This is a genomic window from Hymenobacter pini (assembly GCF_020421205.1).
GTDB lineage: Bacteria > Bacteroidota > Bacteroidia > Cytophagales > Hymenobacteraceae > Hymenobacter > Hymenobacter pini.
This window is the reverse complement of sequence record NZ_JAIZZH010000005.1, coordinates 167,540-193,190: the sequence shown is the minus strand read 5'-3', so window position 1 is coordinate 193,190 and position 25,651 is coordinate 167,540. Positions and strand designations below refer to the sequence as shown.

26 protein-coding genes and 1 pseudogene are annotated in these 25,651 nt (G+C 58.1%); 18 read left to right on the top strand and 9 right to left on the bottom strand.

Annotated elements, in window-relative coordinates; genetic code table 11:
• Positions 1 to 33 precede the first annotated feature (33 nt).
• A complete protein-coding gene (locus LF252_RS18850; RefSeq protein ID WP_226271145.1) occupies positions 34 to 1,284 on the bottom strand; it encodes a T9SS type A sorting domain-containing protein in 1,251 nt (416 codons plus the stop codon).
• 275 nt (positions 1,285 to 1,559) lie between these two features.
• Complete coding sequence (sucD, locus tag LF252_RS18845; protein WP_226271144.1) at positions 1,560 to 2,441, bottom strand: succinate--CoA ligase subunit alpha; 882 nt, start codon at positions 2,439 to 2,441, stop codon at positions 1,560 to 1,562.
• 297 nt (positions 2,442 to 2,738) lie between these two features.
• Between sucD and LF252_RS18840 the strand changes: the two are divergent.
• Both LF252_RS18840 and LF252_RS18835 read left to right on the top strand, forming a co-directional pair.
• Positions 2,739 to 3,713 (top strand): annotated as a pseudogene (locus LF252_RS18840) (PLP-dependent cysteine synthase family protein); the annotation flags it as partial.
• 36 nt (positions 3,714 to 3,749) lie between these two features.
• Entirely contained in the window at positions 3,750 to 4,157 is a 408-nt protein-coding gene (locus LF252_RS18835) for a response regulator (protein ID WP_226271143.1), read from the top strand.
• 68 nt (positions 4,158 to 4,225) lie between these two features.
• On the opposite strand, the gene ade is transcribed toward LF252_RS18835, so the two are convergent.
• Positions 4,226 to 5,881, bottom strand: a complete 1,656-nt coding sequence (gene ade, locus LF252_RS18830) for an adenine deaminase (protein WP_226271142.1) — start codon at positions 5,879 to 5,881, stop codon at positions 4,226 to 4,228.
• Positions 5,882 to 5,965: 84 nt separating this feature from the next.
• On the opposite strand from ade, the gene LF252_RS18825 reads away from it, so the two are divergent.
• The 11 genes from LF252_RS18825 (at position 5,966) to LF252_RS18775 (ending at position 13,643) form a co-directional block, all read left to right on the top strand.
• Entirely contained in the window at positions 5,966 to 6,124 is a 159-nt protein-coding gene (locus LF252_RS18825) for a hypothetical protein (RefSeq protein ID WP_226271141.1), read from the top strand.
• Between the two features lie 10 nt (positions 6,125 to 6,134).
• Positions 6,135 to 6,527 (top strand): hypothetical protein, encoded by a 393-nt coding sequence (locus LF252_RS18820; protein WP_226271140.1) that lies wholly within the window; start codon positions 6,135 to 6,137, stop codon positions 6,525 to 6,527.
• Positions 6,528 to 6,568: 41 nt separating this feature from the next.
• A complete protein-coding gene (cmk, locus tag LF252_RS18815; RefSeq protein WP_226271139.1) occupies positions 6,569 to 7,285 on the top strand; it encodes a (d)CMP kinase in 717 nt (238 codons plus the stop codon).
• Between the two features lie 142 nt (positions 7,286 to 7,427).
• Positions 7,428 to 8,312 (top strand): 4-hydroxy-3-methylbut-2-enyl diphosphate reductase, encoded by an 885-nt coding sequence (locus LF252_RS18810; RefSeq protein WP_226271138.1) that lies wholly within the window; start codon positions 7,428 to 7,430, stop codon positions 8,310 to 8,312.
• 135 nt (positions 8,313 to 8,447) lie between these two features.
• Positions 8,448 to 9,002 (top strand): DUF502 domain-containing protein, encoded by a 555-nt coding sequence (locus LF252_RS18805; RefSeq protein ID WP_226271137.1) that lies wholly within the window; start codon positions 8,448 to 8,450, stop codon positions 9,000 to 9,002.
• Positions 9,003 to 9,136: 134 nt separating this feature from the next.
• A complete protein-coding gene (locus LF252_RS18800) occupies positions 9,137 to 9,424 on the top strand; it encodes a 2TM domain-containing protein (protein ID WP_226271136.1) in 288 nt (95 codons plus the stop codon).
• A 259-nt stretch (positions 9,425 to 9,683) separates the two neighbouring features.
• Positions 9,684 to 10,145, top strand: coding sequence for an ATP-dependent zinc protease family protein (locus LF252_RS18795; protein ID WP_226271135.1), 462 nt, complete (start codon positions 9,684 to 9,686; stop codon positions 10,143 to 10,145).
• Positions 10,146 to 10,228: 83 nt separating this feature from the next.
• A complete protein-coding gene (gene rimK / locus LF252_RS18790; RefSeq protein WP_226271134.1) occupies positions 10,229 to 11,182 on the top strand; it encodes a 30S ribosomal protein S6--L-glutamate ligase in 954 nt (317 codons plus the stop codon).
• Positions 11,183 to 11,369: 187 nt separating this feature from the next.
• On the top strand, positions 11,370 to 12,440 hold the full coding sequence (locus tag LF252_RS18785; protein ID WP_226271133.1) for a succinylglutamate desuccinylase/aspartoacylase family protein: 1,071 nt from the start codon (positions 11,370 to 11,372) through the stop codon (positions 12,438 to 12,440).
• A 135-nt stretch (positions 12,441 to 12,575) separates the two neighbouring features.
• Positions 12,576 to 13,238, top strand: a complete 663-nt coding sequence (locus tag LF252_RS18780; protein WP_226271132.1) for an OmpH family outer membrane protein — start codon at positions 12,576 to 12,578, stop codon at positions 13,236 to 13,238.
• 147 nt (positions 13,239 to 13,385) lie between these two features.
• The gene (locus LF252_RS18775; RefSeq protein ID WP_226271131.1) at positions 13,386 to 13,643 is read left to right on the top strand and encodes a hypothetical protein; all 258 of its coding nucleotides are present in this window, start codon (positions 13,386 to 13,388) and stop codon (positions 13,641 to 13,643) included.
• 58 nt (positions 13,644 to 13,701) lie between these two features.
• Here LF252_RS18775 and LF252_RS18770 read toward each other — a convergent pair whose 3' ends face one another.
• The 4 genes from LF252_RS18770 to LF252_RS18755 all read right to left on the bottom strand — a co-directional run bounded on the left by LF252_RS18770 (position 13,702) and on the right by LF252_RS18755 (position 18,850).
• Positions 13,702 to 15,009 carry a T9SS type A sorting domain-containing protein gene (locus LF252_RS18770; protein ID WP_226271130.1) on the bottom strand — a complete coding sequence of 436 codons (1,308 nt, stop codon included), beginning with the start codon at positions 15,007 to 15,009 and terminating at the stop codon, positions 13,702 to 13,704.
• A 267-nt stretch (positions 15,010 to 15,276) separates the two neighbouring features.
• Positions 15,277 to 15,849 carry a hypothetical protein gene (locus LF252_RS18765; protein ID WP_226271129.1) on the bottom strand — a complete coding sequence of 191 codons (573 nt, stop codon included), beginning with the start codon at positions 15,847 to 15,849 and terminating at the stop codon, positions 15,277 to 15,279.
• 147 nt (positions 15,850 to 15,996) lie between these two features.
• Complete coding sequence (locus LF252_RS18760) at positions 15,997 to 16,836, bottom strand: CvfB family protein (RefSeq protein WP_226271128.1); 840 nt, start codon at positions 16,834 to 16,836, stop codon at positions 15,997 to 15,999.
• Between the two features lie 160 nt (positions 16,837 to 16,996).
• The gene (locus LF252_RS18755; RefSeq protein ID WP_226271127.1) at positions 16,997 to 18,850 is read right to left on the bottom strand and encodes a BamA/TamA family outer membrane protein; all 1,854 of its coding nucleotides are present in this window, start codon (positions 18,848 to 18,850) and stop codon (positions 16,997 to 16,999) included.
• A 265-nt stretch (positions 18,851 to 19,115) separates the two neighbouring features.
• Here LF252_RS18755 and LF252_RS18750 point away from each other — a divergent pair, with 265 nt between their 5' ends.
• From LF252_RS18750 to imm9, 5 genes are all read left to right on the top strand, one after another.
• Positions 19,116 to 20,384, top strand: a complete 1,269-nt coding sequence (locus LF252_RS18750) for a putative DNA modification/repair radical SAM protein (RefSeq protein WP_226271126.1) — start codon at positions 19,116 to 19,118, stop codon at positions 20,382 to 20,384.
• 85 nt (positions 20,385 to 20,469) lie between these two features.
• Positions 20,470 to 20,655, top strand: a complete 186-nt coding sequence (locus LF252_RS18745) for a hypothetical protein (protein ID WP_226271125.1) — start codon at positions 20,470 to 20,472, stop codon at positions 20,653 to 20,655.
• 42 nt (positions 20,656 to 20,697) lie between these two features.
• Entirely contained in the window at positions 20,698 to 21,639 is a 942-nt protein-coding gene (locus tag LF252_RS18740; protein ID WP_226271124.1) for a TIGR03915 family putative DNA repair protein, read from the top strand.
• Between the two features lie 156 nt (positions 21,640 to 21,795).
• Positions 21,796 to 22,650 (top strand): dTDP-4-dehydrorhamnose reductase, encoded by an 855-nt coding sequence (gene rfbD / locus LF252_RS18735; RefSeq protein ID WP_226271123.1) that lies wholly within the window; start codon positions 21,796 to 21,798, stop codon positions 22,648 to 22,650.
• A 14-nt stretch (positions 22,651 to 22,664) separates the two neighbouring features.
• Positions 22,665 to 23,177 (top strand): Imm9 family immunity protein, encoded by a 513-nt coding sequence (gene imm9, locus LF252_RS18730; RefSeq protein WP_226271122.1) that lies wholly within the window; start codon positions 22,665 to 22,667, stop codon positions 23,175 to 23,177.
• A 33-nt stretch (positions 23,178 to 23,210) separates the two neighbouring features.
• Here the strand turns inward: imm9 and LF252_RS18725 are convergent, their stop codons facing one another.
• Together LF252_RS18725 and LF252_RS18720 are read right to left on the bottom strand one after the other, a co-directional pair.
• Positions 23,211 to 24,419 carry an MFS transporter gene (locus LF252_RS18725; protein WP_226271121.1) on the bottom strand — a complete coding sequence of 403 codons (1,209 nt, stop codon included), beginning with the start codon at positions 24,417 to 24,419 and terminating at the stop codon, positions 23,211 to 23,213.
• Positions 24,420 to 24,705: 286 nt separating this feature from the next.
• Positions 24,706 to 25,626, bottom strand: coding sequence for an AraC family transcriptional regulator (locus LF252_RS18720; protein WP_226271120.1), 921 nt, complete (start codon positions 25,624 to 25,626; stop codon positions 24,706 to 24,708).
• Positions 25,627 to 25,651 lie beyond the last annotated feature (25 nt).

Here is a 25,651-nt window from a genome sequence, read left to right as displayed (position 1 = left end):
ACGGCGCAGTACTCGGTCCGGGCCGGTAAAAGGCTAGCGGGCTACTATCACCCGTTGCCGCCACAAGTGCTTGCCCACCCGAAGCTCCGCAATGTACATTCCCGACGCCGGAAAGCGCTGCACATCCAGCCATTGCTCATGCTGGCCGGCCGACTGCCGGTCGCCTTGCAGCAGGTTCATAATCTCACGACCCTGCGAGTCCAGCACCCGGAGCCATACGGCTGAGGGGATGGGCAGGCTGAATACCAACTGGGAGGAAACTGATAATGGATTGGGATGCGGAGGCTGGAATACCACGTAGGCGTCTAGCAGCTGGTCGTCATCCATATCCGGGGTAGCGGGCTGGCTAGCAACGGGGGCAGTCGGTTGCAGCTGCGGGCCTGCCTGGTGCTTTACCTGCATGTACTGGTGGCCCACAAACGCTAAGTGCTTGGCATCCCAGGGGTCTTCCTGCCCTTGCGCTACCATCGTCTGGCAATAAGCCCGGTATACTTGGCGCTGGTTGGCAATTTGGGCCTCAGTCAGATTAACGGGGCGTTTGCTGATGTTGTAACCCACGTACTGGAAAAAGCGACACTCTAACTGACCAATGGCCTGCTGAGCCAGCAAGCCAGCCATGTAATGGTCCGAATGGTCACCGGGGTTGCAGCGCGTGTCCGTTGACGGAATGTGCATGGTAAGCTGCCCTAGGATAGCTTCGTGCGCCAGCAACCCCAGGATGGTTTTTTTCAGATCCTCCCAGGAAGTATAAGGAGCAGCTCCATCAAGCGGCTTGAGTTGCAGGTTTCGGTCATAGAGCTGCTTAAGGCTTTGAAATCCGCCCCGCGCAAAGCCTTTGCCACCCGCACCACCATCGGGCAGGTGCAGGTAAAACGCTACCGAGTTACGGGAGCGGTACGTGTCAATAGCATGGCCGTTAACCGTTACTTTTTCTGATACGCTAGTTGCCGTTATCGGGGAAAGCAAATCGCCGGCTTGTTGCACGGATGCCCGGTGGCCCGATTCGCGCCCCTGCCAATAGCTGTCGGAGGGCATATCGGCCTGCCCGCCCGACAGGCAGATGAAGACAACTTTGCGACGCGTGTTCTTGAGTTCCTCGCAGATGGCCGAACCCATGAACAGCTGCCAGTCATCAGGATGAGCCGTGAGCACAGCAGTCCACTTCGGCGTATTCTTCGTCTGGCTAGAAGGCGTAGTGCCGCCCGCAGTCGATTGAGCCCGTGCAAAGCCGGGCAGCTGGCATAGTACTCCTGTCAGGAAAATCCAGAATAGCAGTTTTCTCATACGGGGCCGGAGCAACGGTAGCGAAATAACGTCACCGTTGTTTCCAAAGTTATTGTTCTGGCTCCAAGAATCTATGCTATTTTTTTGCGCTACTGGCCAATAGCCTAAATATGATGGCCAACGCACGGTATTAGTCGCTCAATGGCTGATACAGAAGGGTTGTACAAGCTTTCTTCGCCACTCATCAGCATGCGGTAATCGGCCCAATAGTCATAAAAGCAAAAAGCGGTGCCTGGTACCGGGCGCCGCTTTTTGCTTTCAATACAAAGCTGGTATTATTTGCTGCCTAGCACGCGCAGCATCGTGTCGCCAATTTCGGCGGGCGAGTCTACTACGTGGATGCCGCACTCGCGCATGATGGCCATTTTAGCCGCAGCCGTATCATCGGCACCGCCTACGATGGCCCCAGCGTGGCCCATGCGGCGGCCGGGAGGGGCGGTCTGGCCGGCAATGAAGCCCACAACGGGTTTCTTGTTGCCGGTCTCCTTGATCCAGCGAGCTGCTTCAGCTTCCATGCCACCGCCAATTTCGCCAATCATTACGATGCCCTCGGTTTCGGGGTCGTTCATGAGCAGTTCCACGGCTTCCTTGGTGGTGGTGCCAATGATAGGGTCACCACCGATGCCGATAGCCGTGGTTTGGCCTAGGCCAGCTTTGGTGAGTTGGTCAACGGCTTCGTAGGTCAGGGTACCCGATTTGGACACGATGCCTACGCGGCCTTTCTGGAAGATGAAGCCGGGCATGATACCTACTTTGCACTCGCCGGCGGTCATTACGCCGGGGCAGTTGGGGCCAATCATGCGCAGGCCTTCGCGGCCTTTCAGGTACTCCTTCACGGCAATCATGTCCTTGGTGGGGATGCCTTCGGTGATGGTTACAATCACCTTGATGCCGGCATCAGCAGCTTCCATGATGGCGTCGGCGGCAAATGCCGGCGGCACGAAGATGATGCTGGTATCGGCGCCGGTTTGCTGCACGGCTTCGGCTACGGTGTTGAACACGGGCCGGTCGAGGTGCTGGGTGCCGCCTTTGCCGGGCGTTACGCCGCCCACCACGTTGGTGCCGTACTCAATCATCTGCTGGGCATGGAACGAGCCTTCGGAGCCCGTAAAGCCCTGCACAATCACTTTGGAATCCTTGTTTACCAGAACACTCATGAGAAGAAGTGGGGTTAGCGGAAGATGCTGATGTGTGGGGTGGGATGCTGCCGCAGCGGCCGGGCCGGCGGCGGGGCAAAAGTAGATGTTTTTGCCTGTCGGGCGAAGGGAATGGCGGATTTATCGGCGCGCGGTGGCCGGATAGTGCTCAGGAGGCGCTTTTCGGCCGCTTATGAGCTATGGAGCGGGCGGTTGGTCCACCGTCGGCAAACTTCGGGACCCAGCCTTCGGCTCCCGTCCGGAATCCGTACCTTTGCGGCCTCTCTCTCAGAACCACTTACCTCTCTCACCCGCAGTATGTACCTGAATAACATTATAGAAGCCGTGGGCAACACGCCTCTGGTGAAGCTCAATAAACTGGCGGCCGGCATTAAAGGCACCGTTTTGGTAAAGGTAGAATACCTGAACCCCGGCAACTCGGTGAAAGACCGCATGGCCATTAAAATGGTGGAAGACGCCGAGAAGGCCGGTTTGCTCCAGCCCGGCGGCACCATCATTGAGGGTACCAGCGGCAACACAGGTATGGGCCTGGCCCTGGCTGCCATTGCCAAGGGTTACAAGTGCATCTTCGTGATGAGCGACAAGCAGAGCAAGGAAAAGCAGGACATTCTGCGGGCCGTGGGTGCCGAAGTAGTGGTATGCCCCGTAGATGTGGCCCCCGAAGACCCCCGGTCCTACTACTCGGTAGCCAAGCGCCTGAGCGAGGAAACACCCAACTCGTTCTACCCCAACCAGTACGACAACATGTCGAATACGGCGGCGCACTACGAAACCACTGGCCCCGAAATTTGGCAGCAGACGGAAGGTAAAATCACGCACTTTGCGGCGGGTGTGGGCACGGGTGGCACTATTTGCGGCTCGGCTAAGTACCTGAAAGAGCAAAACCCCGCGCTGGTAACCGTGGGCCTGGATACATATGGCTCCGTATTCAAGAAATACAAGGAGACGGGCATCTTCGACGAGAACGAAATATACCCGTACAAAACGGAAGGCATTGGGGAAGATATTCTTCCTAAAAATGTAAACTTTGACCTTATTGACCTGTTCATCAAGGTAACCGACCAGGATGCCGCGTTGATGACACGTCGCTTGGCCAAAGAAGAAGGCTTGTTTGTGGGGTGGTCGTGCGGCTCAGCTGTGCACGGTGCCCTGGAATATGCCAAAGAGCATCTGAAGGAAGAAGACACCATGGTCATCGTTCTGCCTGACCACGGTACGCGCTACCTCGGCAAAATTTATAACGACGACTGGATGCGTGAGCAAGGCTGGCTATAGGAGCTAATCGTTCATGGATCTTCTTTCTACTATATGACGAAGAAGTTGCGCACCGTAGTTCTGGTGGATGATAACGAAACGACGTGTTTCCTGAATAACCGCCTGCTGAGTCGGTTAGACGTAGCCGACCAGGTGCTCACGTATTTTCGGGCCGAGCAGGCGTACCAGGAGCTATGGGGCGGCCCCGGCAACGAGCAGGCCGCCACGCCTCCGGACCTGGTATTCGTCGATTTGAAAATGCCCGGCATGGATGGGTTTGAGTTTCTGAAGCTCTATAGCTCTCTGCCCGAGGAAGTGCGCGAGAAGACCGTGCTGGCCGTGCTAACTACGTCGATGCACGCGGCCGATACGGCCCGCGTGGCGCAGTATGAAGGCGTTGAGTATCTGGCCAAACCGCTCACCGAGGAAAAAATGGAAAAGCTGCTGCAAAAGCGGTTTTAACCCGTGTAAAGCAAAAAAAAGCGGCGTTCCTATGTACAGGAACGTCGCCTTTTTTTGCTTTACATGGGTTACACTACGGCCTCCACAAACCGGAAGGCCTCGCCGTCAAACAGGCCTTTATCGCTGAGCTTAAGGCTGGGAATAACCAGCAGGGCCATAAAGGAAAGCGTCATGAATGGAGCCTGTAGCGTAGAGCCTAGCTCCTTGGCCAGCGCATCCACGGCGGTGTACGCAGCCGCCACGGCGGCTCCGGGCTGGTCCGACATGAGGCCGGCCACTGGCAAGGGCAAAATCAGCTCCCGGCCATCGGGGGCTACTACGGCTAAGCCGCCGCGGGCCTCAATCACCATGTTTACGGCGCGGGCAAGGCTCTCGTCGTCGCAGCCTACGGCCGTAATATTGTGCGAGTCGTGGCCTACACTGCTGGCCAGTGCCCCGCCCTGCAGTCCAAAGCCCTGAATGAAGGCTACCGCTGGCGGGGCCGGTTGGTACCGGTTTACCACGGTGAGCTTCAACACATCCTGTGCTATGTTGGGCAGCACCAAGCCTTTTTCTACGCGGGCCGGCACATCGTGGCGGGCCGTAATAAGCTGTCCATCAAAGCACTCAATCACACGGATGGTAGCGGCTTGCTGAGGCGCCGGCAGCTGGAAATCGGTGGGCAGTATGGGGTTGGTGTTAAAGTTATTGATGACGGATACGGGTACGCCGTCAATCAGGGAGCACCCGTTTTCCGCTACCAACTCGCCGTTGAGGTAGGTTTGCTGAACCGTGAAATCGCGCAGGTTATCCACCACGATAAAGTCGGCCGGGTCGCCCTCCCGGAGCAGGCCCACGGGCAGGCGGTAATGCTCCACGGGGTTACGACAGGCTACGCGCAGCACCTGCAGCACGTCCTGGCCCCGGGCCACGGCCTGCTGCACCAGTTGGTTGATGTGGCCCAGCACTAAGGTGTCGGGGTGCTTGTCGTCGGAGCAGAACATGAGATTCTCGTAGTGCTCCGGCAGCAAATCAATAAGGGCCTCGAAGTTGCGGGCCGCCGAGCCTTCCCGAATGAGCACCTTCATGCCGACCGCCAGCTTGTCCAGGGCTTCTTCGGCTGTAAAACACTCGTGGTCGGTGCTGATGCCAGCCGAGGCGTAGCGGGCAGCATCCTCGCCCCGCAGGCCGGGGGCGTGGCCATCTACGGGGCGGTTGTACTGCTGGGCCAGCCGAATTTTCTCCATCACCTGCTCGTCCCGGTTCAATACGCCCGGCCAGTTCATCATCTCGGCCAGGTAGCCAATTTCGGGATGGTCGCGGAACAGCAACTCAATATCCTGGGCGGTAATTTCGGCTCCGGCGGTTTCGAAGGGCGTGGCCGGCACGCACGAGGGGGCCCCAAAACAAAACTTGAACGGCACCTGCGCGCCGTTGCGCAGCATGTACTGCACCCCCGCCACGCCCAGCACGTTGCCAATTTCGTGGGGGTCCGAGACGGTGGCTACCGTGCCGTGCACCACGGCGAGGCGGGCAAACTCGGAGGGCACCAGCAGGGAGCTTTCCACGTGCACGTGGGCATCCACAAAGCCTGGCAGGGCGTAGGGCAGCGCGGCATCGGGGGCCGTAGCTCCGGTATACTCGATGCGCCCGATACGGCCGCCGATTACGTGCAGGGTAGCGGGGGCTATGGTGTTGTCAAACAGATTGATAACATTGGAGCGGAGCTGAAAATCGGCGGACATAGGGTAGGGGCGGGGCTCAGTGAAAAGTACTATTGTCGGGCGGCTAACGGGTAAAGAACCGTATATTTGCCGAAAATCCGCGCCGTGAGAAAGATTGTGACTTTGCTACTGGCTGCCCTGCTGGGGGGCACGGGCCTGCTAACGGCCGGGTGTGCTGCCCGCAGTCCGCAGCAGAAAAAAACGGCCTCCATCAAGCGCAAAGCCAAATTCGGCAAGCTGCCCTGTCCCTGCGAAAGTCATTAACCTATTTCGTATGCCCGACGAGAATCCTCTGGCTACGCTGGTAACCGCCGCCGAAGCCGTGCGCCAGCAGCTCCACGTGAACACCTATGATGCCGCCTCAGTGCAGCGCCTCGCCGAGTTTATCGAGCAGCAACGCCCATCCATTAAAGAAGCCGAGCGCCAGGGCGTGATTACTGCCTTAGGCTGCTTTCTGGGCCAGTGCATGGTACATACCTACCAGGGCGAATGGGCTACCGGCCGCGACGGTACCACTGGTGTGGGCATCAACGACGTGCATTTTTTTAACCCTTTCTACCGCGTAAGTGAGCAGCTGACCAAAGGCCTGAGCCAGTCGGTTGCTACGTTTTTTGCGGGCTTACCCGAGCGCCTGGCTGTAAAGCCAAGCCGTAAAACCTGGATTTAGTGAGTCCTTTTCGTCAGCCTGAGCCAAGCAGCGAATCTGTCATGCGAAAAATCGTCATTGCCATCGACGGCTATTCTTCCTGCGGTAAAAGCACCACGGCCAAGGCCGTGGCCGCCGAGCTGGGCTACGCCTACATCGATACCGGGGCCATGTACCGGGCCGTCACGCTCTACCTGCTGGAGCACGATATTGCCTTCGACGATTTGCCCCGCGTGGAGCAAGCCCTGCACGAGATGCACATCAGCTTCAAGCGCAATCGTAAAACCGGCCGCAACGAATTGTGTCTCGACGGGGCAATTCGGGAAGATGAAATCAGGCAAATGCGCATTTCCAACCTCGTAAGCGAGGTGTCGGGCATCCCGGCGGTGCGCCACGCCATGGTGCGACAGCAGCAGCGTATGGGCCGCAAGCGGGGCGTGGTGATGGACGGGCGCGACATTGGTACCACCGTTTTTCCGGATGCCGAAGTGAAGGTTTTTATGACGGCCGATGTGCTCACGCGGGCCCTGCGCCGACAGGAAGAACTGGCCGTGAAGGGTGAGCAGGTTTCGGTAGAAGACATCGTGGAAAACCTCAGCAAACGGGACTACCTCGACTCTACCCGCACGGAAAGCCCCTTGCGACGCGCCCCCGATGCCGTGCTACTCGATACCACTCATATGCTCATCGACGAGCAGGTAGATTTTGTGCTGGAGCGGGTATCGGCCTCGTTATTCTCGCGGGCCGCGGTTGAGTGGGCCCAAAATGCTACCAAGTAGTCGCTAATCCGCGTACTACTCGTATCAGCGGAGACAAAAGCGGCCCTGTGGTTGTTTCATTTGAATTGCGGCACAGGATTCGCTGCATCCCCGGTCTTACCGGACCAGATTGGCCCGGTGCTTCCACCACGTAAAGGAGCTCATGAACGTCATCATCGATAAAAATTCTGGCTACTGTTTTGGCGTTGAGTTTGCCATTCAGATGGCCGAAGACGAGCTGGCCCAGCAGGATACACTATACTGCCTCGGTGATATTGTGCACAACCGCATGGAGGTGGAACGCCTGCACGCGCTGGGCCTGCGCATCATCGACCGGGAACAGCTGGAGGAAATTCACGACGCCAAGGTGCTGATTCGGGCCCACGGGGAGCCGCCAGCTACCTACGAGCTGGCTTTGCGCAACAACATCGAGCTGATTGACGCCTCCTGCCCGGTGGTGCTGAAGCTGCAGAACCGCGTGAAACACGCTTTCGACTCGACCACCCGCCAGAACGGCCAGATTGTAATTTATGGCCAGCCCGGCCACGCAGAGGTTACCGGCCTCGCCGGTCAGACGCTCAACCAGGCCATCATTGTGATGACGGAGGAGGACCTGGACCAGATTGACTTCTCGCGGCCCGTTACGCTGTTTAGCCAAACTACCAAGAGTACCGCCGGTTTCTATCACATGAAGCAGGTGATAGAAGACCGGATTACAGCCGCTGGCGGCTCGCTGGATGCTTTTGACGCCAACGACAGCATTTGCCGACAGGTAAGCAACCGGGAGCCTGCCTTGGCCAAGTTTGCCACCCAGCACGACGTCATCATCTTCGTGAGTGGCCGCAAAAGCTCCAACGGCAAGGCGCTGTTCTCGGTAGTCAACAAAACCAACCCACGCAGCTACTTCGTGGAAAATGAGCAGGAACTGCAGGATGAGTGGTTCCACGGAGCCGAATCCGTGGGCATTTGCGGGGCTACCAGCACGCCCATGTGGCTGATGCAGCGCGTAAAGGACCGCATTGAAGAAGTGGCCGAGCACGTAGCGTAACCGAGCGTAGCTCCACCAAAAGTTGTACCCCGAAGCTGCGCATCGGTCCGCGTAAGAAGGTAATTACCCTCTGATGCGGGCCGAAGCGCAGCTTCGGGGGTACTCGTTTTAACTTGCCGGCCTATTCATCTTTTCATGCGGCGCATCCTCAACTACTTTCTCAGCGGCTTTCTGATTGTGGCCCCCATTGGGCTGACCATCTACATCCTGTACGCGCTGCTACGCTGGCTCAACGAGCTGTTTGCCGGCCTGAGTTTTGACGTGCCCGGCCTGGGGCTGGTGGTAGCCGTGGCGCTGGTAACGGCGGTGGGCTTCGTGGCCAAATCGTTTCTGGTGCGGCCATTCCTGATTATTACTGAGCGGCTGCTGCACCGCACGCCGCTGGTGAGCATCATCTATTCCAGCCTCAAAGACCTGTTCGACGCCTTCGTCGGCGACAACCAGAAGTTCAACCGCCCGGTCCTGGTGCGCATGAGCAGTACGGACCAGACCTTTAAAATGGGTTTCGTAACGCAGCCCAGCATGGCCATGATTCACCGCGACGACCTGCTGGCCGTGTATTTCCCGCACTCCTACAACTTCTCGGGTGAGTTGGTGCTGGTGCCCGTGCAGAACATCACGTACCTGGATTTGCCTAGCTCCGAGGTGATGAAGTTCATCGTATCCGGAGGCGTCTCGCGGCTGGGGTAGAGGTTGCATTACGGTTCAGTACTCGCTTTCGACGGTTCAGGGCGGCTAAACTACCGCTTGGGAAACATAGAGTTTTGATATGCTGCGGGAAATCATAGGTTTACAGCATCATACTACTCAAGCTACCTACTCTCATGGAAACCCCGGCTCGTGACCCCCAACTGTGGCGGATGGCAAAAGCCCGCGCCAAATTCAAATCTCACCTGTTCACGTACGTGGCCGTCAACGCGCTGCTCTGGACGATTTGGCTGCTCACGGACCGCCATAGCCACGGCGGTATTCCGTGGCCCGTGTGGTCGACGGTGTTCTGGGGCATTGGCGTATTCATGAACGGCGTGGGCGTGTACGGCGGCCTTGGCAAGTCGCAGCTCTCTGAGCGGGAGTATGAGCGCCTGCTGCGCCAGCGCGACGACCGGATATAGCGCCCCGTTGCCGGTGCGGCAACCGTTCTGGTTAGTACATGTGTTATCCTGAGCTTATGCATGACCCTACCACGTCAGCTTGTTTATGGCAGATGTGGCCGGGGGCCTGCGTAAGCTTTGGCGCTTTATGACGTTCCCGTCAAGCGGATTTCTGCTAACCAATCCCCTATGTGAATGGCCCTGGCTGTTGCAACCGCTTCGTTTGTGCATATTGCGCCAGCAGTACGGCAAACGCATCATTTCACTATTGCACCACCTGATGAAGCAGCGCGGACCGAAGCAAATAGTAGGGCGGCGGGAATTGGTTGATTTTCCGGATTTTCAGCTCTGGGGCGTGGAGGCCAAAGTGGATACCGGCGCATATACCGGGGCTATTCACTGCTCCAACATTCACGTGGAAACCAACGCGGCTGGCCGTTCCTGCCTGCATGTGCAGCTGCTGGACCCCTCGCACTCCAACTTCGACGGAACCCCCATGCGCTTCGAGCAGTTTTCCCTGCGCGACATCCGTTCCTCCAACGGCGACGTGCAGGAGCGGTACGTTATCCGGGCGCGCATCCGGCTGTTTGGCGAAGATTTTGAGACGGATTTTTCCCTTTCTGACCGCTCCGATATGAAATACCCGGTGCTGATTGGGCGGGTGCTGCTGCGGCAGGCGCGGTTGGTGGTAGATGTAGCCCGGCGCAATCTTTCCTACAAAAAACAGCGCCTAGCCCGCTAAAAAGCGTGGAGCATGCCCCCGGGGCCGCCTATCTTTGCAGGGCGCTTCGGCCTGTATTCCTTTCCATTCTCTATTCCTGCCCCATGAAACTGGCTATCCTGTCGCGTGAGCCGAAGCTATATTCTACCACCCGATTGGTAGAGGCCGCCGAGCAGCGCGGCCACCAGGCCGAAGTGGTTGACCACCTGCACTGCAACCTGGTGTTGGAGAAGGGCAAGCCCGGCATCCTTTACGAAGGCCGGAAGCTGGAAGACTTCGATGCCATTATTCCGCGTATTGGGGCCTCCGTGACGTTTTATGGCTGTGCCGTGGTGCGGCAGTTTGAGATGATGAAGGTGCGCACCGCCGTGGAAAGCCAGGCCATCGTGCGCAGCCGGGACAAGCTCCGCTCGATGCAGATTCTGGCCCGGGCGGGCGTGGGCATGCCCAAAACGGCCTTCACCAACTACTCCGACGAGGTGCCGGCCATGATTCAGCAGGTAGGCGGGGCCCCGGTTATCATTAAGCTACTGGAAGGCACGCAGGGCCTGGGCGTGGTACTGGCCGAGTCGGAAAAAGCGGCGCAGTCGGTTATTGAGGCCTTTCACAACCTCAAGGCCCGCATCATTGTGCAGGAGTTTATTGCCGAAAGCAAAGGCGCCGACCTGCGGGCCTTCGTGGTAAACGGCGAAGTAGTAGGAGCCATGAAGCGCCAGGGCAAGGAGGGCGAGTTCCGCTCCAACCTGCACCGCGGCGGCTCGGGCACCTTAGTAAAACTCAGCCGCGCCGAAAAAGCCGCCGCTCTGCTGGCAACCAAAGCCCTGGGTCTGGGCATTGCCGGCGTGGATATGCTGCAAAGCAAGCGGGGGCCGCTGGTGCTGGAGGTGAATTCCTCGCCTGGCCTGGAGGGCATTGAAAAAGCTACCGGCCTCGATATTGCCGGCAAAATCATAGAGTACACCGTAGATCTGGCCAAGAAGAAAAAAGGCAAGAAGCCGGCCAGCATCAGTGCCGCCGCGCCCTTGCCCGATACGCAGGCCGACGTACAGCCGGAGTAGCCAGTAGGTCTATTAAAAAACGCCTATCTTCCCTGAGTGGTACCGCAAAGTGGGTATGCTGGTGCAGAGGGTAGGGGGAAGGTGCATATCCGTTGGTCTACCGCAGTGCCGGGCTCCAGCAGGGCGCTTCTGTTCGTGACTACCTCACCGGTTCGGGGCTGGAGGCCTGGGCCAAACGCCGCCGCCGTTGCCTGCTACCACGCCCGAGCCTCTTTGTCTAAACGGTCTTACCATCCAGCCCGGCGAGCGGGTGCTCACGCGGCTGGTTATTTCGCGGCTGCCCTCGGGTACCGTCATCGATATTCCGGTGCATGTGTTTCGCTCTCGGGAGCCGGGTCCCACGGTACTGTTGATGGCTGGTATGCACGGCGACGAGGTAAATGGGATTGAAACCATTCGCCGCATGATTCGGCGCGACATGCTGCAGCCGCTGCGGGGCACCATCATTGCCATCCCCATCCTCAACATCTACGGGTTTCTGAATTTCTCGCGGGAGGTGCCTGATGGTAAGGACGTGAACCGGTCGTTTCCGGGCAACCCGCGCGGCTCTTTGGCCAGCCGCGTAGCGCACCGCTTTATGCGCGAAATTATGCCGCTCATTGATTACGGCATTGACTTCCACACGGGCGGCGCGGCGCGGGCCAATATTCCGCAAATCCGCTGCCTGCTGCACCAGGATGCCGAAACCGATGCCTTGGCCGAAGCATTTGGCGCGCCGTTCACGCTGCACGCCGGCCTGCGCCCTGGTTCCCTGCGCGAAACCGCCATGCAGGAAGGCCGCCGCATTATTGTGTACGAAACCGGCGAATCGTTGCGGCTGGATGAAGAGGGCATTGACCTGGGTATTGCCGGTACGCTGCGGGTGCTGCATCACTTGGAAATGCTGCCCGAAACCGCACTGCCGGCCCGGCCCACGGTGGTGTGCATGCGTTCCAGCTGGTTGCGGGCTAAATATGCCGGCCTGTTCCGCAGCGTGGTAAAGCTGGGGCAGTATATCGAGAAGGGGGAAATATTTGGCTCCGTGGCCGACCCCTACGGCGAGCATTCCGTGCGGCTGGAGTCGCCGGTGGCGGGCTATATCATCGGCCTCAACCACATGCCCGTAGTCAACCAGGGCGACGCGCTGGTACACGTAGGCCGCACCGACATGACGCCCAGTCGCACCGACCTGGCAGCGCCCTTCGACGAGAAACCTACGAAGCCCACCGAAGTAGAAACGGAGGAAGATGAGGAAGCCGGCGAGGAGGAAATCCATTAGCTACGCGGCCGGTTGCCAGCAACTAGTCAAGCATGGTGCAACCTGCTGGTGAAGTGCACCGTCGCGCTGTCAGCAACTTTCCCGTACTTTGGCCCGCCCAACCTGCGGCAATCTTCCTGTTTCCTCATTATCTGAATGAAAAATTCGCTTCAACTAGCCATTAATGCCGTGCTGGCCATTGCCGTGGCCGTACTGTTCTACCTCCATTTTGCCAGCAAGCCAACCACCCCAGCCCGCAAACCAGCTGCCGTGGTGCAAACCACCGACTCAACCGGTACCGTAACCACTGCCCCTGCCGAGGAAGAGGAGCCCGCCAGTGAGGCCGCTGTGGCCGATACCAACAAGGTAGCCTACGTGGAATCGGGCAAGCTGCTGGACGGCTACCAGGGCATGAAAGACGCCCGCAAGAGCTTCGAGGCCAAGGCTCGCCGCTGGGAAGCCCAGAACCAGACGCTGGTGCGCGGCTTCCAAACGGCGGTGCAGCAGTATCAGCAAAAGGCCGAAAGCATGACTCAGGAGCAGCGGGCCGCTACCGAGCAGCAACTGCAGCAGCGCCAGATGCAGGTGGGCCAGGAGCAGGAAAAGCTGCAGCGCCAGGCCCAGGAAGAAGAAGCCAAGATGACCCAGCAGGTGCTGGAGCGCATCAACAAGCAGATTGAAAAATACGGCAAGAGCAACGGCTACCGGTTGATTTTGATTGCCGCCCCCAGTGGTACCATTGCCTACGGCCGCAAAGACCTCGACATTACCAGTACCGTGCTCAAGCATCTCAACGACGAGTACCGGGGCGCGAAATAATAGCCTGCCTATCCTGCTTTTGCCCAGCGGCTCGGTTTCCCAGCAAGCCGGGCCGCTGATGCGTTAAACCTCCCGCAGTGAGCGGCGTCTAACTACCAGTTCAGCTGCTCCACGCAAGAGCGGCTCCTGATACGCCTTTCACTGACGATGAAAAATCTGTTGAAATTTCCGGTTTTGGTGGTCGTTTTGCTGTTAGTAGGCTCTCTGCTGACGAGCTGCGTAGCCACTGTTCCTACCACGGATGTAGTAGTGCAGCCGCGTCCCTACTATCGGCCCTATTACCGTCCGTACCGCCCTTACTACCGCCCCGCACCGGTAGTGGTAGCCCCGCGCCCGATAACTGTGACGCCCGCTCCGCGTCCGTATTACAACTACCGCCCACATCGGTATTATCGGGTCCGGTAACACTGTCTCTCTTCCACAAAAAGCCCTGCCATCGTATTCGGCAGGGCTTTTTTGTGGATTATTCCTTGATAAATCTTCGTACGGCGGAGCCCTGGCCCATGAGTATATGCAGGCTGTACCACCCTGGCACAAGGTTGTGCACCGGTAGCTGCATGCGCAGTTCGCCCGCCCGGAGTTGGGCCGATAGGCGCTGCACCAGCTGGCCCGTAGCGGCGCGGATTTCCAGCGTAACGGCCTGCGGCGTCAAATTATCGGCCTCCAACTCCAGCATGTCAGTGGCGGGTTGGGGGAACAGCCGCAGCTGTTGGGTGGCCAGCATAGGTCTAGCGGCAGGCGTAATAAGCTGAAAGTCGCTGTAATTAGTGCGCCGCTGGTTGACGAATTGGGCCAGCAAGGGCACGTACAGTTGCTCGGTGCGGCGAATAAGGCGGCTTTGCGCATCGTAGCGGAGTTGCGCACGTTGCTCACTGGTAAGCACCCAGATGCCATTGGCCCAATCTTCCTGCCGGAAGCCGGTGCTGTTACCCTGGGCGTCAATGGGCTGCGTATAACGCATGAGGTTTTGCCAGCCGCCCGCAGTGGCTTCCTCAATCAACTGTACCACCGTGCCCGTTGGGGCATAGCTGATGGCATGTCGCTGAAAGTCCTGCCACTGGCCCGCGCTTTGCCACTGCTGCACCCGGAAACCGGCCGGTTGCTGCGTGGCCCAGTTGTACCATGTTAGGTCCACAAGGTGCTCCTCATTCACCCAAGCAATGCCATTCCAATGCTGGGATACGGCCTCGCTCCACTGGCCATTACTGAGCTGGTACTGGAAACGCGTGTCATCCACAAACACTCCGTTTTTGAAGAGCTGCACTACTCGTTCCGTGAGTGCCGGGCCGGTATAGGTGTTCTGGTAGCGGTACCCGTCAGTGGTTTGCCAGGCGCCGTTAGCCCAGGTTTGGCTGAGCTGCTCGGTTAGCTGCTGGCGGGCGTCGTAACTATAGAGGTAACGAAACTCATTTATCCAGGGAGTTCCGTTGCCGGTTTGCAGTACATCCTCCACCAAATTACCTTGCCCGTCGTAGCTGTACACCTCCCGCTGAAACGCCGTAGCCGTGGCCGAGTCGGCCGTGACACGCTCGGCAAGCTGACCCGAGGAAGTGTATGTGAGCCGGTCCAGCAACGGCTGAACCCAGGCCGCCTGCGGCGCATCCCAGCTGTAGCGTACCTGCTGCCAAGGTTGGGCGGCGGTAGTACGCGCCGAGCGAGAAGCGGTGGCCGTAACCGGGTGTGGTTGGTGTAGCGCTTCAGGAAGCCGCTGGGCCGCAGCCGGTAGCACCAAGCCACTCATTACTAATGCCAGTAAACACTGTGTTTTCATAGTGCGAAGCCAGTTGCAGCCAGTGCTTTCCTGCACCGGATAAAAAAGGAAAAGCCAATACGACTGAGCTAATGCGTGGCCGGAGCAGTGCTAGGGCCTTAGCTACCAACATTGGCTTACCAGAATATACAACTTTACTGCTGGATATTACAGGAAAATTTATATTTAAAATAATCAAAATAAAAACGGCTGCTCAAGTAAGCAGCCGTTTTCGATATAAATCAGCAACAGGTGAAAGCGCCTCTTTATGAAGCGGAAACCGGATGCTTAGAAGGCAAAGCGCAGGCTCACGGCTGCGTCGTTGTAGAAGCCGGTGTAGCCGTCGAATACCTCGAAGAAGGGTTTGTAATCCACGCCAACAGTGAACGGCAAGTCCTCCATTTTATACTCCAGACCCAACACCAGGTCGGCCCCGCCTACAATGTAGTTGGTATCGTCGCGGTAATACACGTAGTAGAAGTCCCGCTCCTTACGGCCCCGCACGAAACGGCTATCCAACACGTAATACCGACCCCGGTAGGAGCCAATGTGCCCGCCCGCGCCGTAATAAAACTGCAGGCCTTTGAAATCAGAAATAGGTAGGTGCTTTTCCAGCAGTAGCGTGAGCCGACCGCCGCGGGCCTGATACTCGCGGGTGAGCAGGCCTTCAAATGCTACATTGTTCTTGCCGCTCAGGAAGTGCTTGAACGTGAGGCCCGACGACCAGCCACCGCCCCGCAGGCCAATACCGGTTTCATAACCCGCACCCGCGCTGCCCTTCTTGCGGCTCTGGGCCTGTACTCCTTCGCCCGTTGCCACTACCAACCCCAGCGCTACGGCGCCTACTAACAACTGCTTCATGCAAAATGGTACAAATGGTTATCCGGCAAAAGTACAAACTGGCTTGTTAATCTGCAGCAGTCTGCCGATACACGCCGCCATTAGTAACTGAAAGCCCCCAGCCGCTTCAAAAATGGGCCGGGGGTCTTTTAGCAAAATATTGCCAGCTTATTCCTGGGCGTGTAGCAGTTGGGTATGCTCGGGTGCCAGTTGCACTAGGCCTTGCTTATACAGAGCACCCAGGGCTTTCTTGAACACTTTCTTGCTCATGCCCAAGCGGCGGTAAATGGTATCCGGCTCGCTTTTGTCGCCCAGCGGCAGCAGGCCGTTAGGCGCGTTGCGCAGGTGCGTGAGCAGGGTTTCGGCGGCGGCCAGGGCTTCGTCGTAGCCGGGTTTCTGAAGGCTCAGGTCCAGTTTGCCATCGGGGCGCACTTGCTTGATGTAGCCAGTGAGTACATCCCCGAGGCGCAGGGGGCGGAACACCTCGTTGTGGTACACCACGCCTTGGTGGGTGCCGTCCACAATCATTTTATAGCCCAGGTCGGTTTCCTCAGCCACAAACAGGTTGGCCGCGTCGCCGGCTTTGCCAGGGAAGGGCTGGTCGCTCAGGAACCACTCCCACTTAGCGGAGGCTACAATGCGGTCAGACGTATCATCTAGGTACACAAACACCGTCACCCGCTCGCCGGGGCGCAGGTTGCGGCGCTGGTTGCGGTAGGGCAGGAACAGGTCTTTCTCCAGTCCCCAGTCCAGGAAAGCTCCGTTGCTGCTCACGTCGCGCACGGATAGGGCGGCAAACTGCCCTACGCGCACGTACGGCTCCAGCGTGGTGGCAATGAGGCGGTCTTCTGAGTCGCGGTACACAAACACGCGCAGCACATCGCCCACCTGGGTACCGGCCGGAATGTACTTGCGCGGAATCAGCAGGTCGCCGTCGTCGGAGGAGAGGTACATGCCGAAATCCACCTCGCGGGCTACTTCCAGGTCGTTAAAGTCACCAAGGTTCATGGCGGAAAGTCAAGAAGAGTAATGAAAAACGAAGCCAGCCGTCATGTACGGGCGCGAAGTGCGTAGGTACGGGCAATCGGCGGGTTGTTTCACCGGCAAAAGTCCGCATAAGCGCCCGGATAGCAACTCTGCTCGTCCATTTTTTCCGGCTGGCGGCGCATCACTGATACCGCACAATGCCCGGCTGGCCGAAGCTAAAATCGGAGAAGTCGTAGTAAGCGCGGGCGTTTTCAAAGATGCGGATGCCGTTGGGAGAGGTCATGCCGCGCGGATAGAAGCCGAACGTAATCTGGAAGGTGCGCAGGGCGGCGTACTCGTTGCGGAAGCGCAGGCCCAGCCCAAAGCCGGTGTAAGGAGCCTCGGAAAAAGGGAGTACCCGGTTGAGGGTGCGGGCGTTCAGCCAGGCCACGTCGGCAAAGGCCAGCGCCGCCATCCGGAAGCCCAGGAAGGATACGGGCGTGAACATGGTTACCTCGTAGTTCAGCGTAACGCGGCTGGTGCCCGTCAGCAGTCCGTTGGGCTGGAAGCCTCGTAGGCCCCGTTCCCCGTCAATGGCCAAGGGCTGCTCCCCGGGCCTGCGGTTAAAGCCAATGGCGTTGCGCTGCCACAAGAAATGCCGCCACTGGTAGTTGCCGGTGTGGTACAGGCGGGTGAAATAAAGCAGCTCTCCGTTCACAATACCCTGCTGCCAGTCGTTGCTACGTCCCCGGATAAAGGAGCCAAACTCCCCATTTAAATACAGGTAGCCCCGCTGCGGATGATAGCCGGCGTAGGCCAGGCGCAGGCCCAGGTAGCGGCGGTCCGTCACTTCGTTGAACTCGTAGCCAGCCGTGAAGCTGGCTAGCGTCCCCGTCGGAATGTCCTCGGTGCGGCCAAAACCGAACAGGTATTTGTCTTTGTAATAACGCCGCACGCTGTAGCCGATAGTACCTAGCAGCAGGTCGGCGCTTTCGTAGTCAGGGGTGGGCTTTTTGCTGAAGCTGGTGCGAATGGTGCGGGCCGACACAATCATGCGGCCGGGGTTTTCGTAGCCCAAATCGTAGCTTTTCAGCCGCAGGGCCCGGCCTACCCAAGCATCCTGTACGTTGTAGCGCAGCTGCCGGAATATGTAGGGATATTCCTCCGAGCCATCCCCATCAATAGCCACCAGTCGGTCAAAGTAGTCATAGCTTAGGGCCCCGGCGTAGCGAGTGTTCACCGAGTAAAAGTCACGGGTGAAGCGCACCCCAGCCTCCCGGTTGCGGGTTTCATTCAGGTAGCGGCCCTGCCCGTACACGAAGTTGCGGAACGGCACCAGGTAGCTGCCCAAGTAGCGCCAACTCTGAGACTGAGGCCCATCATCGCCGCGGCCGTATTCCAGGCGGTTGCGGAATTGGTGGCCCTGGCCCAGAAAGTTCACGTCGCGCAGCCCAATTACACCGGCCTGCACGTCGCGCAACTGCAGCGAGCCGCTGATGCTGAAAATGTCCTTGGTAATTACCTGAATATCCACGCTATCGGCCGTGGAAGAGCGTTCCAGTACGTACACGCGGGCGTCCAGGATTTCCGAGGTTTGGCGCAGCAGACGCTCCGATTCCGATAAATCCTGGGGTTCCAGCTCCTCGCCCTCCCGGAACAGGAGCACCTGCCGCACCCGCGCCTTAGTGGTTTTGATGTGCAGTGTGTTGCCGGCTTTTTCCAGGATGTTGCGCGGCACCCGGGTGGTATCGGAAATGCTGAAGCCAAAGGCGTCGAGCGTGCGGATATTGATGCGCCGCACAATTTTGTAGTTGTGCTGGTCAAACTGCCGATCCAGCAGCTTGGCATCCAGCCCGGCTCGGTCCTCGCGGCGCTCCGTGAAGTTGAACAGCGCCGAAGCGGCTTTGCCCGCAATGGTTTTGCGCCTGGTGTAGGCCTTTAACGTATTGAGCATGCGCTCCTCATCGAAGCGGCGGCGCAGGGAGTCGGGGCGGGCTTTGCTGAGGCGGGTGGTGTCGCGCGTGGGCATGGCCGGGGTTTGGGCGGCTGCACGCAATGTGCAGGCCCAACAAAACAGCAACCCCCCAAGCCAGAACAGATATTTCATTATGTAGCCAGCGCCAAGTCTGGCAAGATACAACGCGCTGGAGCTTCAACGCCACTAACGGGCCAGTTGGTGTGCTACCTTTTTGTTAGCAAAAAGCCCCCAAAGCGCATACTCGACAATTCTTGTATATAGGGAACAATTCTAAAAAAATTAGCCTTGTAGTATATTGGATGGCAATGTCCAAACTTCTATTTTTAAGCCGAGAAAGTACCCTATGAACGACCAGCGGATACAGGAAAAGCTAAGTATTTTGGCTGATGCCGCCAAGTACGACGTTTCGTGCTCCAGCAGCGGCGGCAAGCGTAAAAACGAAGACAAAGGCTTGGGCAACGCCGAGGGTATGGGCATCTGCCACAGCTACACCGAGGACGGCCGCTGCGTATCCCTGCTGAAGATTCTGCTCACCAACCACTGCATCTTCGACTGTGCCTACTGCGTGTCGCGCCGCTCCAACGATGTGAAACGGGCTGCCTTTACGGTAGATGAAGTGGTAGAGCTGACCATGAACTTCTACCGCCGCAACTACATCGAGGGCCTGTTCCTGAGTAGCGGCATTTTCTCCTCGCCCGACTATACGATGGAGCGGCTGGTGCGCATCATCAAAAAGCTGCGCACGGAGCATAAGTTCAACGGCTATATCCACGTGAAGGCCATTCCGGGTGCTTCGGAAGAGCTGATTCAGGAAGCGGGCCTCTATGCTGACCGCCTGAGCGTGAACATCGAGCTGCCCTCGGAAATGGCCCTGCAGAATCTGGCCCCCGAGAAGAACTACGAGGAAATTCTGACGCCGATGGCCCAGATCCGGGACGGCATCATTCAGAATAAGGAAGAGAAGGCACTCTTCAAGAAAGTGCCGCAGTTTGCTACCGCCGGCCAAAGTACCCAACTGATCGTGGGCGCTTCCCAGGAAAACGACCTCCAAATCATCAACCTCTCCGACCAGCTCTACAAAGGCTACGGCCTGAAGCGGGTGTACTACTCCGGCTATATCCCCGTAACCGACGACGCCCGCCTGCCGCAGGTAACGCAGCCGCCCATGATACGGGAGCATCGCCTGTACCAAACGGACTGGCTGATGCGCTTCTACGGCTTCCAGGCCGACGAAATCCTGGACCCGGCGCACCCTTTCCTGGATTTGGAAATTGACCCCAAGCTGGCCTGGGCCCTGCGCAACCGCCACGTGTTTCCAGTGGATATCAACGTAGCCGACTACGAGATGATTCTGCGCATACCCGGCGTAGGCGCGCGCTCGGCCAAGCGCATCGTGGCTGCCCGCCGCTTCGGGCCCCTCAGTCTCGACCACCTGCACAAGTTTGGGGTGGTGCTCAAGCGGGCCAAGTTTTTCCTGACCTGCCGCGGGCAGGCGCTGGAGAAGCGCGACTACGACGAGCAGACCATTCGCCGCCAGATTCTTTTCGGTTCGGGCTCCGTCCGCTCCGCCCTGGTCACTCAACAACTTGATCTATTCGCCCAAGCCTCCTAAACGAGTTACCGGTTGCCAGTTACGAGTTGTCAGGTTTATACTGGCAACTGGCAACTGATAACCGGCAACTGAAAACTCAACTACCATGACCGTTTCTCATCGCGCTGCCGACGCGTCGGCCGCTACTGCCTCCGCCCCAAAACCCGTGAAAGTGGCCCGGGTGGCCTGTTGCTGCAAGCTGTCTGATCTGTTGCCGTTGGTGCAGCAGATGCATCGGGAAACTGCCCAGGCACGGGGCAAGGTAAGCGCGCAGTCGTCGGAGGCGGCCTGAAACGGTTGCGCCGGCACCATTATCACCTAACCCTGCTTACGTATGGCACTAGCTCGATTTTCGGGAAAGGCGGGAGCAGTTGGTGCACCAGCTGTCCGGCAACGTCCTGCCCCGCAGCTCACCAACTCGCCCCTCGATTACGCCTATGATGGTACGTTTGAGGGGCTGCTGTCAGTGCTGTTTAGTATTTACGACCGGAAGTCGGCACCCAACAGCATTCAGCCGCTGGGTGCGGTGCAGGGCGGCTTATTTGCCCAGCCAGTGGAGGTAGCAACCGATGAGGCCACCGCCGCCCGCGTGTGGAAGGGCTTATTGCAGTACATGGATGCCGAGGCGCGGACCCGGTTGTTTCACACCTTCCTCAGTGAGCAGCCCGACCGGGAACTGGTTATTTTCCGCTACGCCGACCTGGCTATGCGCGCCGGCCGCGACATATCGGAGCATTACGCCGATGACAACGTGCGCCGGGTGCAGCGGCTGGCCCAGCAGATGTACCGGGAAAAGCACCGCATGGAGGCTTTCGTGCGCTTCGAGAAAACCCAGGACGGTCTGTTTCACGCCACCATTGAACCCGACTTCGATGTGCTGCCGCTTATTGCGGCCCACTTCACCAAGCGCTACGCCGACCAGCGCTGGCTGATTTATGACCGGCGCCGACACTACGGCCTCTACTACGACCTGCACCGCACCGACATTGTGCAGTTCGATGCCGGCACCGCGCCCCAGCGCAGCACGGCCGTGTCGGCCACGGTACTGGATGAGCGGGAGCCGCTGTACAAGCTGCTCTGGCAGGCGTATTTCGACCATGTGAACATTCCGGAGCGGAAAAACCTGAAGCTGCACCGTCGCCACATGCCGTTGCGCTACTGGAAATACCTGAGCGAAAAACAGCCCCGGGAGCAGCGTTTCGAGCCCATCCGGAACAAGCGCCCAGTGCAGCCCGGTGGCCCGGCTCTGGGAGCGGGTGCGGCAGCAGCGGAGTAGGAGAGGCTGGAAAGAGGCATAATCTGTCTTGAAAATAGCAGAACGTCATGCAGAGGCCGGAGGCTGAAGCATGACGTTCGATTTGTTATGTTGACTTCGTATAGCGCTTCGTAATTTGCGCCCGTTCTTCCATTTCGGCTTCTCTTCAGTATTTCTATGGGTTCGATTCTTGTTTTCGGTGGTAGCGGCCAACTGGGCCAGTGTCTGCAACACGTAGCGCAACAGCGCGGCATCACCGGCATTGTGTTTCTGCCCGAGGAGCAGGCCAACATCCTGAACCCCGAGGTGCTGCGTGCCACTTTCGAGCAGCATCAGCCCGCGTACATCATCAACTGTGCCGCCTATACAGCCGTGGACAAGGCCGAGGATGAGGTGGATATTGCCCGCAAGGTAAACCGGGACGGGGTGGAAAACCTGGCCCGCCTGTGCGGGGAGTTCAACACCACGCTGCTGCACGTTTCCACCGACTTCGTGTTTGCCGGCACTGGCAACCAGCCGCTCACGGAAACTGACCCCGCTGAGCCCATCAGTGTGTACGGCCTCACCAAGCTGGAAGGCGAGCAGGTAATTCCGCCGCACACCAGCCAGTATTTCATTCTGCGCACCAGCTGGCTGTACTCGGAGTACGCCAACAACTTCGTGAAAACGATGCTGCGCTTCGGTAAGGAACGGGAGGAAATGCGCGTGATTTGGGACCAGCTGGGCACACCCACCTACGCCATTGATTTGGCCGGAGTCCTACTCCACATCATCCAAACAGGCAGCACGGAGTATGGCATCTATCACTACAGCAACGAAGGCGTCACCTCCTGGTACGATTTCGCAGTAGCCATTTTCGAGCTGGGCGGCCTGCCCACCCGCACCGTGCCCATTCGCACCGCCGAGTACCCCACCAAGGCCACTCGTCCGTCTTTCTCAGTGATGGACAAAACCAAAGCTAAAACTGAGCTTGGCCTCGCCATTCCGCATTGGCGCGAGAGCCTAAAGGTGTGTATGGGGCGGCTGAAGTAGAACCAGATTGCTAGGTGAGTTATGGCATTGATTATGTTGAAGAGATTATTGTGAAAATAATTATACAACCTGTTCATTCATATGTGATAGGTGTGTCTAATATTTTAGATGCAAATTATATATCCAATTCATTAGCTGAAACTTTTAAGATAGTAGATGGTAAAGTAGAAGGTTTAGCATTAAATGAATGGACCTTGTTTTTTGAATTTATACTTAATGGAGGGATAGATGATATTAGAGTCTATTTGCGAAACAAATCCAATCCTGTGCTAAAAGAGAAATGGGTGACAATTCATTTGCCCATTCCGTCTGTATATCGAGTAGATTGGGGTGTTGATTTGCAAAATATTATCTTTTTAAAAGAGTCTAAAGATGCTAAGAAATGGTATGAGTCTATTTTATGTGATTTTAATTTTGAAAATCTAAAAACGCATTGTAATACAGCTGCTCAGGCTGGAATTACTTATGCTTTAACTACAGGTGTTACAGTCATGGGTAAGAAAATTAGAGTGCCTTTGAGGGAGTAGCATTTAGTAGGGTCGGATATAAATTTCTTAAAACTACGCCCGCCCATAAAACCGATTCGCCAGATACGCCAGCACCACCAACCCCAGGCCCACTGCGCAGACGCCGGGCCACTGGAAATGGTCCCAGGCGAGGCCGCCGAGGAAGGAACCGGCGGAGGCTCCGATGAAGCAGGCCGTCATGTACACGGTGTTGAGGCGGCTGCGGGCCTCGGGGCGGAGGCTGAAAATGCGGGCTTGGTTGGAAATGTGGGTCATCTGCTGGCCTACATCGAGGATGATAACACCCACAACCAAGCCTGCCAGATACATGCCGCCGAAGCCCAGTAGCACGTACGCTCCCAGGAACAGCAGAATCCCCAGGTTCAGGGCGTAATCAGCCCCTTTCCGGTCGGCGGATTTTCCGGCGAAGGAGGCCGCAAAGGCTCCACTGGCTCCAATCAGGCCAAACAGACCGGCCACCTCGGCACCGTAACGATAGGCGGGGCTTTCCAGGAAGAATACCAGTGTAGTCCAGAACGCGCTAAAACCCCCGAACATGCACGCGCCAACCAAGGCCGAGCGACGCAGCACCGGCAGCTCCCGCACCAGCGTGCCCAGAGAGCGGAGCAAGCTACCATAGCTACCCGCAAACTGCGGCTGGTTGCGGGGCAGCATCCGGGCCAGAATGGCGGTAAGCAGTATCATCAGGACTGCACCCACCCAAAACATAGTGCGCCATCCAAAATGCGCCCCTACATACCCGCTCACGGTACGGGAAAGCAGAACCCCAATCAGCAGCCCGCTCATTACTTTGCCCACTACCTGCCCCCGCTCCTCATCCGAGGCCAACGAAGCTGCCATTGGAATCAGCAGTTGCGGCACCGCCGAGAAGATACCAGTCAGCAGGCTAGCGGCGGCCAGTAGTTCGAAGGAAGGTGCCAGGGCCGCCCCGGCCATGCACCCGGCCGAGCACAGCAGCAAGGCCAGCGTCAGGCTTTTCCGCTCCCGCTTGTCGCCGAGGGGCACCACCAGCAACAGGCCCAGCGTATAGCCTACCTGCGTAACCGTGGCCACCAGGCTAGCCGCACTTTCTGACAGGCCAAACGTGCGCCCGATTTCGGCCAGTAGGGGTTGATTGTAGTAGATATTGGCCACCACCAGCCCACAGGTAATGGCCATCAGCCACACCAGTCCGGGCGCCATGCGAGCCGTTGTAACGGGTTGTTCCGTTACGGGCTGCACCTCAGCAATAGATTCTCTCATGAAAAGCAAAAACCGCCGGACGTAGTGTGCGGCGGCGTGAGTATGAGTAGCAGAAACTGCTAACTGTACCGGAAGGTTGTAGCGGAAGTGAGTGAACGTCATTGCGAGGCGTAGTCGAAGCAATCCTTCCTATTCGAAGCAATCCTTCCTATTCGAAGCATGAACCCTTGATTTACTCAAAAGCCCCTGACGTCTGCACAAACACCAAGGGCTTTTCGTTAGGTCAGCGTTGAGCACCCTGAACAGGAAGGATTGCTTCGCTTCGCTCGCAATGACGGCCACTTACTCACACCAACGCTTGGCGCTTATACATGCCGGGCGTGACGCCTTCGTACTGCTTGAAGATTTTCTGGAAGTAAGCGGTGTTGTTGAAACCGGCCCGGAAGCACACGTCGGCCACTTTTACCAGCGGGTTGCGCAGCAGGCGCTTGGCTTCCTGCAGGCGCTCCTGAATAATGTATTCTACGGGAGTGAGGCCCAGCTCCCGCTTGAATACCCGGAAGAACGTGGCTTTGCTCATGCAGGCCAGTTCGGCCAGCTTTTCCACGGTAATCTGCTCGGTGAGGTGCTGCTTGATGTACTGCACCACGGCCGCGAAGCGGTGGGAGGTTGCGTGCTGCTGATAGTTGTGAAAGAGCAGCTGCCGAGCCTGGGTTTGCATGAGGCGCACCAGCATTTCCTGAATGGTAAAGCCGGCCAGCACATCCTTTATCCGGCCGGTGTCGCGGGAGAGCTGCACGAGGCGCTCCAGGGTACCGGTGAGTTCGGGCGTGTTCCGGAAGTGCGCGTGCTCCAGGGTATCGAGGTGCCAGGGGAGGTGGGCCTCGGCCCGGGGCTGTTCTTCGTTAAGCAAGTCCACCGTCTGGCGGATGGTATCGGTGGGAATGGCCACGGCCAGGCACTGCGTGGGGTGCTGCTCATCGGCCTCCGGAAAGTCGATGACCATCGTCTCATTCTCGCCCACCACTACCGACTCGCCCGGCAGGTACTCAAACGCCGTCTGGCCGGGCAAGTGCATCACTTTCTTGCCCTGCAGCATGGTGGTCAGCACCACGTGGCCCATACTCAGCGGTACCTGGTGGGCCGTGCGGTGCGTTTCGAACACGTTCAGCTCAAAAGCCTCCAGCGTGTACACCGTCCGGTTTTCGACTAACGTAGTGAGCTGCTCGGGCTGGCGGAGGGCAATGGGAGCGGGCACATAAGTCATACTACGAGCGTGAGGTGAGGCATCC